11 protein-coding genes are annotated in these 14463 nt (G+C 64.7%); 6 read left to right on the top strand and 5 right to left on the bottom strand.

The genetic code is table 11. The features are described from left to right. Window position 1 precedes the first annotated feature (1 nt). The 6 genes from I6F16_RS11620 to I6F16_RS11595 are packed head-to-tail and all read left to right on the top strand — an operon-like array spanning window position 2 to window position 6175. Window positions 2–712: a DUF1028 domain-containing protein gene (locus tag I6F16_RS11620; protein WP_225114428.1), complete on the top strand. Its 711-nt coding sequence runs from the start codon at window positions 2–4 to the stop codon at window positions 710–712. Further along, window positions 709–1698 (top strand): ABC transporter ATP-binding protein, encoded by a 990-nt coding sequence (locus I6F16_RS11615; RefSeq protein ID WP_225114427.1) that lies wholly within the window; start codon window positions 709–711, stop codon window positions 1696–1698. The genes I6F16_RS11620 and I6F16_RS11615 overlap by 4 nt, the downstream gene beginning before the upstream one ends. Further along, entirely contained in the window at window positions 1698–2804 is a 1107-nt protein-coding gene (locus I6F16_RS11610; protein WP_225114426.1) for a dipeptide ABC transporter ATP-binding protein, read from the top strand. The genes I6F16_RS11615 and I6F16_RS11610 overlap by 1 nt, the downstream gene beginning before the upstream one ends. Before the next feature lie 22 nt (window positions 2805–2826). Further along, entirely contained in the window at window positions 2827–4335 is a 1509-nt protein-coding gene (locus tag I6F16_RS11605) for an ABC transporter substrate-binding protein (RefSeq protein WP_225114425.1), read from the top strand. A 10-nt stretch (window positions 4336–4345) separates the two neighbouring features. Beyond that, window positions 4346–5287: an ABC transporter permease gene (locus I6F16_RS11600; protein WP_025034874.1), complete on the top strand. Its 942-nt coding sequence runs from the start codon at window positions 4346–4348 to the stop codon at window positions 5285–5287. A gap of 3 nt (window positions 5288–5290) precedes the next feature. After that, window positions 5291–6175, top strand: coding sequence for an ABC transporter permease (locus tag I6F16_RS11595; protein WP_225171735.1), 885 nt, complete (start codon window positions 5291–5293; stop codon window positions 6173–6175). Between the two features lie 21 nt (window positions 6176–6196). On the opposite strand, the gene I6F16_RS11590 is transcribed toward I6F16_RS11595, so the two are convergent. The 5 genes from I6F16_RS11590 to I6F16_RS11570 form a co-directional block, all read right to left on the bottom strand. Next, window positions 6197–6943, bottom strand: coding sequence for a hypothetical protein (locus I6F16_RS11590; protein WP_225173702.1), 747 nt, complete (start codon window positions 6941–6943; stop codon window positions 6197–6199). A 9-nt stretch (window positions 6944–6952) separates the two neighbouring features. Next, window positions 6953–8203 carry an adenylate/guanylate cyclase domain-containing protein gene (locus I6F16_RS11585; protein ID WP_036004735.1) on the bottom strand — a complete coding sequence of 417 codons (1251 nt, stop codon included), beginning with the start codon at window positions 8201–8203 and terminating at the stop codon, window positions 6953–6955. Then, window positions 8200–8589 (bottom strand): response regulator, encoded by a 390-nt coding sequence (locus tag I6F16_RS11580; protein ID WP_225173701.1) that lies wholly within the window; start codon window positions 8587–8589, stop codon window positions 8200–8202. Before I6F16_RS11580 ends, I6F16_RS11585 begins: the two co-directional genes overlap by 4 nt. Then, the gene (locus I6F16_RS11575) at window positions 8586–11180 is read right to left on the bottom strand and encodes an ATP-binding protein (protein ID WP_225173700.1); all 2595 of its coding nucleotides are present in this window, start codon (window positions 11178–11180) and stop codon (window positions 8586–8588) included. Before I6F16_RS11575 ends, I6F16_RS11580 begins: the two co-directional genes overlap by 4 nt. Window positions 11181–11310: 130 nt before the next feature. Further along, window positions 11311–14406 carry a MexW/MexI family multidrug efflux RND transporter permease subunit gene (locus I6F16_RS11570; protein ID WP_036025801.1) on the bottom strand — a complete coding sequence of 1032 codons (3096 nt, stop codon included), beginning with the start codon at window positions 14404–14406 and terminating at the stop codon, window positions 11311–11313. Window positions 14407–14463: the final 57 nt, after the last annotated feature.

Here is a 14463-nt window from a genome sequence, read left to right as displayed (position 1 = left end):
CATGACCTGGTCGATCATCGCGCGCGATCCTGCCACCGGCCAGTTCGGCATCGCGGTTGCGACTCGCTTCTTCGCCGTCGGTGCGCGCGTGCCCTACATCGCCGCCGGTCTCGGCGCCATCGCGACCCAGGCTTTCGTCAATCCCTATTACGGCATCGACGGCGTCAAGCTGTTGCGCGAGGGCCTCAACGCCCACGACGTGCTCGCCGCGCTGCTGGCGACCGATGACGGCCGCGAGAGCCGACAGGTCCACGTCATGGATGCCAGCGGCGCCATCGCCGCGCATACCGGGCGCGACTGCGTCGATTGGTGCGGCCACGTCGCGGGCAGCGGCTTGTCGATCGCCGGCAATATGCTCACCGGGGCCGACGTGCTCGACGAGACGGCGAAGACCTATATCGCCAGCGACAGCCTGCCGTTCCCGCGCCGTCTGCTCGCAGCGATGCGCGCCGGCGAAGCCGCCGGCGGCGACAAGCGCGGCAAGCAATCGGCCGCGCTCGTGATCCACGGCGAGGAGGAATGGCCAGCGTTGGACATTCGCGCCGACGACCATCCCGATCCGCTCGGTGAGCTCGAACGGCTCGAGCGCGTCAGCCACGAGCTCTGGGTGCATTTCCGCGCCTCCATGCCGACGCGGCAGAACCCGGCCGGCAACACCGATCGCAGCGTCATCGACGCCAGCATCGAAGCGGCGCGCGCGAGACGATCATGAGCGCCAGCCCCCTCATCGAGATCAAGGATCTGCGTATCCGCTTTCATGGCGACGACGGCCGTATCACCCACGCGGTCGACAGCGTCGATCTCAGCGTCGCCAATGGCGCGACGCTCGGTCTCGTCGGGGAATCCGGCTGCGGCAAGAGCGTGACGTCGCTGGCGATCATGGGCCTGCTGCCGAAGCAGAGCGCGGAAATAAGTGGCGCGATCCGCTTCGACGGTTTCGACCTGCTGACCACGCCGGACCAGACCCTGCGCGATCTGCGCGGCAACCGGCTGGCGATGATCTTCCAGGAGCCGATGACCTCGCTCAATCCGAGCTTCACGATCGGCGACCAGATCGTCGAAACGATCCTGCGTCACCGCGGCGGCTCGCGGAGGAGCGCGCGCGAGCGCGCGATCGAGCTGTTGCGCCGGGTCCATATCCCTTCACCCGAGCGTCGCATCGACGACTACCCGCACAAGCTCTCCGGCGGGATGCGCCAGCGCGTGATGATCGCGATGGCACTCGCCTGCGACCCGCGGCTGCTGATCGCGGACGAGCCGACCACCGCGCTCGACGTCACCCTGCAGGCCCAGATCCTGGAGCTGATGCGCGAGCTGAAGGCCGCGAGCGGCGCCGCGATCATCCTGATCACCCACGATCTCGGCGTCGTCGCCGAGGTCTGCGACGAGGTCGCGGTGATGTACGCCGGCGAGATCGTCGAGCGGGCGCCGGTCGACGAGTTGTTCTCCGCGCCGCAGCATCCCTACACGGTCGGCCTGCTCGGCTCGATCCCGCGGCTCGACCACCGCGCCGAGCAGCTTGCGACGATCGAAGGCATGGTGCCGAACATGGCACAGCCGCCCGCCGGCTGCCGCTTCGCCGCGCGTTGCCCCTTCGTGCTCGACGCCTGCACCAAGGTGCCGCCGCCGCTGGTCGAACTCAGCGGCGGCCATCTCTCGCGCTGCATCCGCGCGCCGCTCGAATTGCTGGTGTCGTGATGGCGCTCCTCGAAGTCGAAGGCCTGGTCAAGCATTTCGTCGCTCAGCGCTCGCTGCTCGGCCGCGCGCTGGCGCACGTCAAGGCGGTCGACGGCGTGTCCTTCTCGCTGGAGGCCGGCAAGACGCTGGCCCTGGTCGGCGAATCCGGTTCCGGCAAGTCCACCGTCAGCCGCCTGGTGCTGCGGCTGATCGAGCCAGACGCTGGTATGATTCGCTTCGACGGCCGCGACCTGCTGGCGCTCGACGCCGGGACCTTGCGCGCCTTCCGCCGCGAGGCGCAGATCATCTTCCAGGATCCCTACGCCTCGCTCAATCCGCGCATGACAGTCGGCCAGATCCTGACCGAGCCGCTAGCGCTGCACGATCTGGTGCCGCCGGCGCGGCGGGCCGAGCGCGTCGCCGAACTGCTGCGGCTGGTCGGGCTGGAGCCGCGCCTCGCCCGGCGCTATCCGCATGAATTCTCCGGCGGCCAGCGCCAACGCATCGCGATCGCCCGCGCGCTCGCGGTCGAGCCGAAGCTCATCATCTGCGATGAGCCGGTCTCGGCGCTCGACGTCTCGATCCGCTCGCAGATCCTCAATCTGCTACGCGAGCTCCAGGACCGGCTTGGCCTCGCCTACATCTTCGTCTCGCACGACCTTGCCGTGGTCAAGCACATCGCCGACCACGTCGCGGTGATGAATCTCGGCCAAATCGTCGAGACGGCGGAAGCCGACGCGCTGTTCGCCGCGCCGCGCCACCCCTACAGCCGCGCGCTGCTGTCGGCGATCCCGCTGCCGCAGCCGAAGGCGAAACGAACGACGGTGCTGCTGGAGGGCGAAATCCCGAGCGCCCTCAATCCGCCCGCCGGCTGCCGCTTTCACACCCGCTGCCCGTTCGTGATCGAGCGCTGCCGCAATGAGGCGCCTGCGCTTCTAGCTGACCGCACCGGCCATGCCACCGCCTGTCACCGCACCGCGGAGCTGCCGTCTGCCGACGCCATTCTACCCACCGCCGGCGGGTTTTCGCCGGCGCTTGCAAAGCTGGTCGCGGCCTTCAGCCAAAAGACGGAAGGCAGCAGCCCCGACGGGGTTGGTATACAGTGCGCCGCGTCCGCAACGAAATAGCCGAAGCAATGGGGATTGACCGATGAAGATGTTTCGCCTGGCCGCAACAGCCGCCGCTGTGCTGGTGTCGATCGGGGCCGCGCAGGCCCAGACCACGTTGCGCATCGGCCTCGCCGAAGACCCCGATATCCTCGACCCTACGATGGCGCGCACCTATGTCGGCCGCATCGTGTTCTCCTCCTTCTGCGACAAGCTGTTCGACATCGACGAGAAGCTCAACATCGTGCCGCAGCTGGCGCTCTCGAGCGAAACCGCCGACGACGGCAAGGCGCTGGTCATCAAGCTGCGGCCCGGCGTGAAATTCCACGACGGTGAGCCGTTCGATGCCGAGGCCGCAAAATTCTCGCTGGAACGGCATCTGACGTTCCCCGGCTCGTTCCGCAAGCCGGAGCTCGCCTCGGTCGATCGCGTCGAAATCGTCGATCCCCTCACGATCAAGCTGGTGTTGAAGTCGCCGTTCTCGCCCCTGCTCGCTCAGCTCACCGACCGCGCCGGAATGATGATGTCGCCGAAGGCCGCCAAGGAGGCCGGCGACAAGTTCGGCCTTCGCCCGGTCTGCGCCGGCCCCTACAAGTTCGTCGAGCGCGTGCAGCAGGACCGCATCGTGTTCGAGAAATTCGCCGACTACTGGAACAAGGACAACGTCTTCATCGACAAGATCGTGTTCCAGCCGATCGTCGATGCCACCGTGCGGCTCGCAAACCTGAAATCCGGCGGCCTCGATCTGATCGAGCGCGTGCTCGCCACCGACCTCAAGGAGGTGCGCGCCGACTCCCGGCTGAAGGTCGCGACCGCCATCGAGCTCGGCTATCAGGGCATCACGCTCAACATCGGCAAGGACAAGGCCAAGGGCCCGCTCAGCCAATCCGCCAAGGTGCGGCAGGCACTCGACTGGTCGATCGACCGCGAGGCGATCAACCAAGTGGTGTTCAACGGCGAATTCAAGCCGGGCAACCAATGGGTCAATCCCGATCACCCCTATTATCAGGGCGCATTTCCGATCCACGGCCGCGACATCGCCAAAGCCAAGGCCCTCCTGAAGGAAGCCGGCGTCACTGGGCCAGTCAGCGTTGACTTCCTGGTACCAAAGGGTGCCGAGACCGAAGCGGTGGCTCAAGTGGTGCAATCCATGGCGAGCGAGGCGGGCTTCGATATGAAGATCCGCGTCACCGAGTTTGCGACGTCGCTGAAGCAGGCCGAGTCCGGCGAATACCAGGCCTTCATGCTGGCATGGAGCGGACGCATCGATCCCGATGGCAATTCCTACGTGTTCCTGCGCAAGGATGCGCCGCAGAACTACAGTGCCTGGACCAACGCCGACGCGGACAAGGCGCTCGACGATGCCCGCCGTACGTCGGACATGGCTCAGCGCAAGGCCGCCTACGAGAGACTTGCGAAGCTGGAGCTGGAAGATCACGCCATCCTCTACCTCTATCACCGCCGCATCATCATCGCGCACACGACCAAGCTCGAAGGCTATAGGCAAATGCCGGACGGCCTCGTCCGCGTTGTCGGCCTCAAGCTGAAGTGACGCTGCGAGGATGCTGAACTTCCTCGCCCGCCGCCTTGTGCAGATCGTGCCGACGCTGTTCTTCGTCTCGGTGCTGATCTTCTCGCTGCAGCAATTGCTGCCGGGTGACCCCGCGCTGGTGATGGCGGGCGAGGAGCGCGATCCCGCCGTGATCGAGCAGATCCGCCGCCAGTACCGGCTCGATCAGCCCGTCCCGGTGCAGTACGCCTACTGGATCAAGGGCGTGCTCTCTGGCGATTTCGGCGAGTCGCTGCGCAACAAGATGCCGGTGCGCGAGTTGATCGCACAGAAGCTGCCGGTGACGCTGCAGCTCGGCTCGATGGCGATTCTGATCGCGCTGCTGATCGGCATTCCCGCCGGCATCGTCGCGGCCGTGAAGAAGGGTTCCGCGTGGGACTACGGCGCCAATCTCTTTGCGCTGTGGGGCATCTCAACGCCGAACTTCTGGCTCGGAATCATGCTGATCTTCCTGTTCTCGATCGAGCTTGGATGGTTGCCGGCTTCCGGCTACGTGCCGCTCACCGAGAACTGGCGCGCAAGCCTGGCCGTCACCATCATGCCGGCCTTCGTGCTCGGCAATGCGATCGCCGCGATCCTGATGCGGCATACGCGCAGCGCCATGCTTCAGGTGCTGGAAAGCGACTACGTGCGCACCGCGCGCGCCAAAGGACTGTTGGAGCGCACGGTGATCCTCAAGCATGCCATGCGCAATGCGCTGACCCCCGTCATCACGCTCGGCGCGCTCGAGCTCGGTACGCTGCTCTCCGGCGCGGTCCTGACCGAGCAGATCTTCTCCATTCCCGGCTTCGGCAAGCTGATCGTGGATGCCGTATTCAACCGCGATTATGCCGTGGTGCAGGGCGTCGTCCTGGTGACGGCCACGGTCTACATCACGCTGAATCTGGTGGCCGACATCGCCTACATCCTCGTCAATCCGCGGCTCCGGGGCTGATCCATGACCGACGCCGCGCTGCCGAGCCCTCTCACGCGAGCCGACGAGCTGGATAGCCCGGCCCGCCGCGCGCGTCGGCGGCTGTTCAAGCGCAAGGCAGCGGTGTTCGGGCTCGTCGTGCTCACGATGTTCATCGCCCTTGCCGTGCTCGCTCCGCTCATCGTGCCCTATGATCCCGTCGCGACGAGCTGGAGCCTGGTGCGCAAACCGCCGACCTCGGCCCACTGGTTCGGCACCGACGAGCTCGGCCGCGACATCCTCAGCCGCGTCGTCTACGGCGCGCGCGCCTCGCTGCTCGCAGGCCTGATCTCGGTCGCGATCGCGCTCGGCATCGGCGTGCCGCTCGGTCTCCTCGCCGGCTACCGCGGCGGCTTCACCGACGCGCTGATCAGCCGCATCACCGATGCGATGCTGGCCTGCCCGTTCCTGATCCTGGCGATCGCGCTCGCCGCGTTCCTCGGCCCGAGCCTCGGCAATGCCATGATTGCGATCGGCATCTCGGCGACGCCGATCTTCATCCGCCTGACCCGCGGCCAGGTGCTCGTCGTCAAAGCCGAAGACTATGTCGAGGCCGCGCGCGCACTCGGCAATCCGCCGTGGCGGATCGCGCTCTCGCACATCCTGCCGAACATCCTCCCCTCGCTTCTGGTGCAGGCGACGCTCTCGATCGCTGCCGCCATCATCGCCGAGGCCGCCCTCTCCTTCCTCGGCCTCGGCCAGCAGCCGCCGGCGCCGTCCTGGGGCAGCATGCTCAACGCGGCACAACGCTTCCTGACCCAGGCGCCTTGGATGGCAATCTGGCCGGGCCTGGCGATCTTCCTCGTCGTGCTGTCGCTGAACTTGCTCGGTGACGGCCTACGCGACGCGCTCGACCCAAGGCAGCGCTGATTATTCCTCTTGGTGAGGAGCTCAGACCACCACCTCCCGCAGCACGCGGCGGCAATCCATCTCGAATTCCAGATCGACCACCGGCGGACGGGCGAAATGCCAGGTCAGCCCGGAGCGGAGCGCGCCGCGACGGACCAGTTCGTCCACCAGCGCATGGTGAAAGTCGTGCACGGAATAGGCCTGCACCCCGGTTGTATCCTTCCAGCCGAAGCCGAAGGCTGCCATCCGGTTTTCCATCTGCGACGTGGTGGTGAAGCGCACCTTCTCGCACAGCCCCTCCGGGCTGAGATCGCGGTAGCGCACCGTGCGCTCGACATAGGAGCCGCTGCCCTCGCGCGCCTCGGCGCCGCCGGCGATGACGAAGCTCGGCAAATCTGACCGCGTCGGACGCGTGAAGGAGAACGCATAGAACGACGGTTCGGACGGCGGATCGATCTCGGGGCAGACATTGCTGCGCGCCACCGGATTGGTGCTGCCGTCGAAGATGCCCCATTCGGACAGCGTCTTCACATAGTGCAGATTGAACGCGCGAAAGCCTTCCTCGCTGAAGGCCGCGGGCGAGCGCAGCTCGCAGGCACAGAATGCCGTCAGCGGACGCCCCGCCTCCTGGATGAACTTTGCGGCCAGCGCAAACCCTTCCGCGAGCGGCACCAGGCGGTCGAACCGGACCCGCTCGATCTCGTAGCCCTCATCCGCGGCAGCACCGGCGGAATATTGGAACACGGACGGGATGAAACGATAGTTGCCGGCCGAGAATTCGCGCGTCATGACGGACTCCTATTCCAGTTGCATGCGAGTGCCCTTGGCGCCGTTGAGCAGGCGCTTCAGGTGAAATCCGGCCAGCGGATCGTCGGCGTGCATGCCGACCAGCGCGGCGAAGGACGGCATGGCCGCGGCATCGCCGGCCTCCATCTTGGCAAACGCTTCGGCATATTGCGCCGTCGCTGGCGCCTCGAACCTCGCCTGCGGCAGCGGCTCGAATGCGCGCAGCGGCTCGCTGCGTCCGCGCAGCATCAGGTCGCCCACGGGACGGCCACGAAAGTTTTCGGCCCCATTCGCAACGCTGGCACTAACGCAAATGCGCGTTCCCAGGTGCTTGTTCGCCGCCTCAAGCCGGGCCGCAATATTGATGGTGTCTCCATAGGCCGTGTAGTCGAAGAAGCGGTTGCCGCCGAAATTGCCAACCAGCGCCGGACCGGCATGAGCGCCGATGCGGGTAGCTCCGAAATTCACGCCTCTTGCCTTCCAGCGCGCCGAAAAGTCCTCCGCCCAGGCGTCGAGAGCATGGGCACAGGCGACCGCGCGCGTTGCATAGTCCGGCTGGTCGCCGGGGGCGTTGAACAGCACCTGGATCGCATCGCCGATGATCTTGGCGACCGTCCCCTCATGGGCGAAGACGATCTCGGTCATGCCGCCGACATATTCGTTGAGGAGCTCGCCCAGGGTCTGCGGAGGCGCGGTCTCGACCAGCGAGGTGAAGCCTGTAATATCGGTGAACAGGGTGGCGACATCGCGCCACTGCACCTCAATGCCGTCGCCATCGACGTTCGCGGCCAGCCGCCTTGCAATCTCCGGCGAGAAGAAGCGCGACAGCGAGGCATGGGCGCGCTCGGCTTCCATCTGGCGCCGCCGCACCTCGCGCAGCATCTCCACATGGCGGACGGTCTTCTCGATCGTAGCTTCGAGGTCGGCGAAGTCGATCGGCTTGGTCAGGAAGTCGAACGCACCGCGGTTCATGGCGGTGCGGATGTTGCTCATGTCGCCGTAGGCCGAGACGATGATGGTCGACTTCTTCTCCTGGGCCTCCTGGAGCTTCGCGAGTAGCGACAGGCCGTCCATTCGCGGCATGTTGATATCGGAGACCACCATGTCGACATGCGGATTCTGCTCCAGCGCTTCCAGCGCCTCCAGGCCGTCGCGCGCGAAGATCAGCGCGAGCTGCCCATCGCGGATCTGCCTGCGGAATTTCTGCAGGATCAGCGCCTCGAGATCCGGCTCGTCGTCGACGAAGAGGATGGTCGCAGTCATGCGGCTTGCTCGAGCCTCGTGTCGATCTCCTGCCGCAGCAGCGCAAAGTCGATCGGCTTGGTGAGGAGCCCGACGGCGCCCCGTTCGATCGCCTTGCGGCGCGTCTCCGCATCGCCATAGGCCGTGATCATGATGACGGGAACATCGGGATGCGCGGCACGCACCTTCGGCAGCATGTCGAGCCCGCTCATGCCGGGCATGTTGATGTCCGACAGGATCAGGATCAGCGAGGGATCACGGACTTCGGCGGCGCGCTCGAGCGCCTCGGGGGCCGAGAGGGCAAACTCCATCTGAAACCGGCCGGCGCGCAGGTCGCGCCGGAACTGCTGCCGAAACAGTGACTCGACGTCGGGCTCGTCATCGACGACCAGGATGTAAACGTTCAAGACTTTCCTCCGGAAGTGTCGCCCGCTGCCATCGTCCGCGGCAGCGTGATGATGAACTCGGTGAATACACCTTGTGTGGTGTCCACGTCGATCGTGCCGCCGTGTTGTTTCACCACGATGTCGTGGCTCATTGAAAGGCCGAGTCCCGTGCCCTCGCCGGCCGGCTTGGTGGTGAAGAAGGGATTGAACATCTTTTCCTTCACCTCGGCTGGAATCCCGGTGCCGTTGTCGCGAATCCGGATCTGGATCCTGTCGCCGAGATTCTTCGTTGCCGCGCGCAAGGTGGGCTCGAATGCATCGCCCTCGCTCTCCTTGCGCTTGGTCGCGGCATAGAAGCCGTTCGAGATCAGGTTCAGCAAGACGCGCGTGATCTCCTGCGGATAGACGTCGATCATGCCGGCAGCCGGGTCGAAATCGCGCTGGAGCGTGACGTTGAAGGCAGGCCTTTCGGCGCGCGCGCCGTGATAGGCGAGATTGAGGCTCTCCTCGACCACCGCATTGATGTCGACGGCGCGATGCTCGCCGGAACCCTGACGCGAATGCAGCAGCATGTTCCTGACGATGGAATCGGCACGCTTGCCGTGCTGCACCACCTTCTCGAGATTGGCCCTGAGCATGCCGGTCAGCTCGTCGACCTCCTCCTTCGTCTTGCCGTCGAGCGCGGCCGATTGCAGGATCTCGTTGAGCTCGTCGATCAGCTCGGTCGAGACCGCGGAGAAGTTGTTGACGAAGTTGAGCGGGTTCTTAATCTCGTGGGCGATGCCGGCGGTGAGCTGGCCGAGGGAAGCGAGCTTCTCGGTCTGAATCAGGCGGTCCTGCGCGGTGCGCAGATTGTCGAGCGATTGCGATAGCTCGGTCGTACGCTCGCGCAATTGCTTCAGCAGGCGCGTATTCTCGATCGCGATGACGGCTTGCTTGGTAAAGTTCTCCACCAGCGCGACTTGTTTGTCCGTGAAGCCGCGAATCTCTTGTCGAAAAATCGTCATCGCGCCGATCAGATCATCCTCTTTCAGCATGGGTACGGAGAGAAGGGTTCGGGCGCCGGCAACGTCGGCCATTCCGACGACAAAGGGAACACCGGCCTTGTACCCAGGACTTTCCCTCAAGTCATTGATCTGCGCGGGCTGATGCGTCGCGATGATTGCAGCCAGCGTCGTTCCTGGATGTGGGAAGATCGGAGTCCGCTTACGGAAGGCGGAGAAATCGGGCGGAATGTTGTAGTCGGTGACGATGTTGAATTTCTGGCCGTCCCACAGATTCATCGTGCCGAAATTCGCACCGCAGACGCGGGTAGCATTCTCCAACATCTTCTGAAACACCGGCTCTAACTCTCCCGGAGAGGAGCTAATGACTTCGAGCACCTCCGACGTCGCCGTTTGTTGCTCGAGCGACTCCCGCAATTCGGCGGTCCGCTTCTCGACCTTGTTCTCGAGGTCCGCATAGGATTCCTGCAGGCGCGCGCCCATGTCGTTGAACTGGTCGGCGAGTCCTTCGAGCTCGTCGCCGGTCTTGATCGAGATGCGCTGGGAGAAATCACCACCGCCCATTCGTTCCGCGCCGCTCCGCAGCGCCTGGATCGGCCCGACCATGCGGCGCGCCAGGAAGATCCCGGCCAGCACCGCGAAGATGGATGCCGCGAGCAGCACGATTGCAAGGCGCTGCAGCGAAGCATAAAGCGCGGCATAGGCTTCCTCGACCGGCAGCTCGACGAACATGGTCCAGTGCAGCGGCTCGATCGGGGCCGATGCGGTCAGCACCTTCTGCCCCTGGATGTTGTGGGCCTCGGAAAGCACGTCTGGCATGGCGCCGCCGGCTTGCGCGGCGCGTACCTGCGCAAGGCCGGACATGTCGGTGTTGCGCAGCACGAGACTGATGTCGGGATGCGCGATCAAGCGGCCCTCCGGGCCGACCACGTAGGCGTTGCCGTGCTCGCCGACCTTGATCTGGGACACGACGTCCCAGATCAGCTTGAGATTGACCTCGGCGATGCTGACGCCGGCATCCTTGCGTGCGCCCGCCAGCGCCAGCGTCATGTAGGGCTCGGACTCCCGGCGAAAATAGACCGGCCCGTAATAGACCTTGCGCGCGACCGCTTCGGTGAACTTCGGATCGCTCGACAGGTCGATCCCGCTGTCGAGCACGTCCATCGCCAGCCGCGAGACCCGCAGCCGCTCCTTGCCAGTCGAATCCACCTGGGCCAGCTCGGTGATCGCAGGGACCTGGCGCAACAGGCGCAGCGCGTCGAACCGGCGCTGCTCGATCGAGCCGCCCGACCAGGGCAGCTGCGTGGTCCAGCCGAGCTGGCTCTCGATCTCCTTGACGAACCGGCCGATCTTGGCAGCGGCCGCCTCGGCCTGCTCGTGCTGGACCCGGATCAGAGAGGCCTTGTGCTCGCGATAGTAGAAGTAGACCTCGAACAGGCCATTGGCGAGCAGCGCAATGGCGACGACCGCCACGAAAAGCGCGACGTATTTGGCGAAGAGCCGGGTCCGGATTCCGCGCCCCGCAGTGTCGCCGGAGGCGACCTCGCCTGGGGCCGCGCTCGGCAATGTCCCGGCTCGAGGTGTATCGGGGTGGAGGGACAGGCTCATTCCACGGAACCTAGCAAGAAGACCGGACCTTGTCTCTCGCAAGCGCGGCAAGGAGCTCGCCCGAGACCCAACGAAAAGGGCGGCAGCGGATCACCGCTGCCGCCCTTTCGGGACTAGCCTGCCGGCGGCCTCAGGTCGGCCGTAGCGCCTTTGAATCGAGGTCCAGCTCGCCGATCTGCTTGTTCCGCTCCGAATCGGCCGCCGCGCGATGGTCGGTCGCCAGCACCACATAGACTGCCGGCAGCACGAACAGCGTGAACAGCGTGCCGATCGACATGCCGGCGACGACAACGAGACCGATCGAGAAGCGGCTGGCCGCGCCCGCGCCGGTCGCGGTCAGGAGCGGGATCAGGCCGGTCACCATCGCGGCCGTGGTCATCAGGATCGGCCGCAGACGGATGCGGGCCGACATCTCGATGGCCGAGCGGCGGTCGAGCCGCTCGTTAACCTGGAGCTCGTTGGCGAACTCCACCATCAGGATGCCGTGCTTGGTGATCAGGCCGACCAGGGTGAGCAGACCGACCTGGGTGTAGATGTTTATGGTCGCCATGCCGAAGAACAGCGGGATCAGCGCACCGACGATTGCCATCGGCACCGAGATCATGATGACCAGCGGGTCGCGCAAGCTCTCGAACTGGGCCGCGAGCACCAGGAAGATGATAATCAGCGCGAAGCCGAAGGTGATGGCAAGCTGATTGCCTTCCTGCACGTATTGCCGGGAGTCAGCCAGATAGTCGTGGCTGAAGCCTTGCGGCAGCTTCTTGGCCTCGCCTTCGAGGAAGTCGACCGCAGCGCCGACGGTCACGCCGGGCATCGGCACGGCGGAGAACGTCGCCGAATTGAGCTGGTTGTAGTGCGTCAGCGAATTCGGATCGGTCTTGGTCCTGATCGAGACCACGGTCGACAACGGAAGCTGCTGCCCGGTGTTGGTCGTCACATAGTAGCCACCGAGCGATTCCGGGGACAGCCGCTTGCCGCGCGGCACCTGCGGAATCACCTGATAGGAGCGGCCCTCGAGGTTGAACCGGTTGATGTAATTGCCGCCGAGCAGCACCGCGAGCGTCGAGCCGAGGTTCTGCATGTTGACGCCGAGGTCCTGAGCCTTGGTGCGGTCGATCGTCACCTCGACGTTCGGCTGGTTGTAGGCGAGGTCGCTATCGGAGACGATGAACATGCCGCTCTTGCGTGCAGCCTCCTTCAGCTTCTCCATCTGCTCATAGACGGTCTGGAAGCTGGCCGTGGAATTGATCACCATCTGGATCGGCAGACCGCCGGGTCCGCCCGGCAATGGCGGCAGGTTGAACGCGAACGCCTGCACGCCCTCGATCTTGGAGAGCTCGGCCTGCACCAGCGGCTTCAAGGCGATCGACGAGCGTGTGCGCTCGTCCCAGGGCTTCAAGAGCATGCCGGCAATGCCGCCTTGCGGGCCGTTGATGCCGTTCAGCACGAAACGCAGATCGGTCTCGGGGAATTTCTGGAATTCCTTGTCGAGCTTCTCGCCGTAGAAATCGACATAGTCGATGTTGGCGTATTTCGGCGCCTTGGTCACCGCGAACACGATGCCCTGATCTTCCTCGGGCGCCAGCTCCTTCGAAGTGTTCATGTAGAGGAAGCCGACGAGTCCCAGGATCGTCACGGCGAACAGGCCAGTGATGGCCTTGTAGTCGAGCGAGCGGTCGAGCTTGCGGCCATACCACCGCGTCATGGCGCCGAACACCCGGTTCACCAACTTGGCGAAGCGGCCCTCTTCGGTGTTCTTCAGCAGCACCGAGCACATCATGGGCGACAGCGTCAGCGCGATCACGCCTGATACGATGACCGAGCCTGCGAGGGTAAAGGCAAATTCGCGGAACAGCGACCCGGTGAGGCCACCGAGGAACCCGATCGGCGCGTACACGGCGGCGAGCGTGATGGTCATGGAGATGACCGGCCCGACGATTTCGCGCGCGCCTTGTAGCGAAGCCTGGACCGGCGTCTTGCCCTCCTCCAGATGGCGATGGATGTTCTCCACCACGACGATGGCATCGTCGACGACGAGGCCGATCGCCAGGACCATCGCGAGCAGGGTCAGCAGGTTGAAGCTGAAGCCCAGCGCCAGCATCATCGTGCAGACGCCGATCATCGACAACGGAATGGTGACGACGGGAATGATGACGGAGCGCAGCGAGGCGAGGAACAGGAAAATGACCACGATCACGATGATGACGGCTTCGCCCAATGTATTCCGCACCTCGTCGATCGAAGATTGGATGAACTTGGTCGAGTCGTAGGCGACCTTCATCTTCATCGAGGGCGGGAGGTTGCGTTCGAGCTCGGGGAACAGCGCGCGCACACCCTTGACCAGCGTCAGCGGATTACCCTGTGGCGTCGCCTGCACACCAATGAAGATCGCGCGCTCGCCGTTAAAGGCGACGCTGGCATCCGTGCTCTGGGCTGCAAGCTCGACGGTGGCGATGTCCTCCATCCGCACGAAGCCGCCGTCCTTTGCCTTGACGATCATCTTCTTGAACTGATCGACGTTGGTCAGGCCCGTGTTGGTCGAGACGTTCGAGACGATCAGATAGCCCTTGGTCTGGCCGGCCGCGGACTGGAAGTTGTTGGCCTGGATCGCCGCCGCAACGTCAGCCGGCGATACGTTGCGGCCCGCCATCTTCACGGGATCGAGCCACAGCCGCATCGCAAAGGTCTGGCCGCCCAAAATGTCGGCCGAGGCGACGCCGTCGACGGTCGACAGCACCGGCTGCACCACACGCGTCAGATAGTCGGAGATGGCCGAGCCGGACAGCTCGTCCGAGGAGAAGCCGAGATACATCACGGCCGTGGTCTGGCCGGTGGTCTTGGTGACGATCGGGTCGTTGGATTCCTTCGGAATCAGGTACTTCACTGAATTGGTCTTCGCCAACACCTCGGTGAGCGCCTGGTTCGGATCGAAATTCAGCTTGATGTAGACCTGGATCGTCGAGGTGCCGAGCACCGAGGACGAGGTGATGTAGTCGACGCCTTCGGCGGACGCGACCGCCTGCTCGATCGGCGTGGTGATGAAGCCCTGGATCAGGTCTGCGGACGCGCCGGGATAGACGGTCGTGATGTTGATGACCGTATTCGACAGCTTCGGATATTGCCGGATCGGCAGCACCATTGCCGCGCGCAGGCCGATCAGCAGGATCAGCAGGCTGACGACGACCGACAGGACCGGTCGTTTGATGAAAATGTCGGTAAAAGCCATCGCGGGCGATCTCGATTTCTTTTTTCAAGACGCGTGATCCGGCCGGGCCGGATCACG

It is taken from the genome of Bradyrhizobium sp. IC4060 (genome assembly GCF_020193715.1).
Classification (GTDB): domain Bacteria; phylum Pseudomonadota; class Alphaproteobacteria; order Rhizobiales; family Xanthobacteraceae; genus Bradyrhizobium; species Bradyrhizobium yuanmingense.
This window is presented reverse-complemented; position numbering and strand designations above follow the sequence as displayed.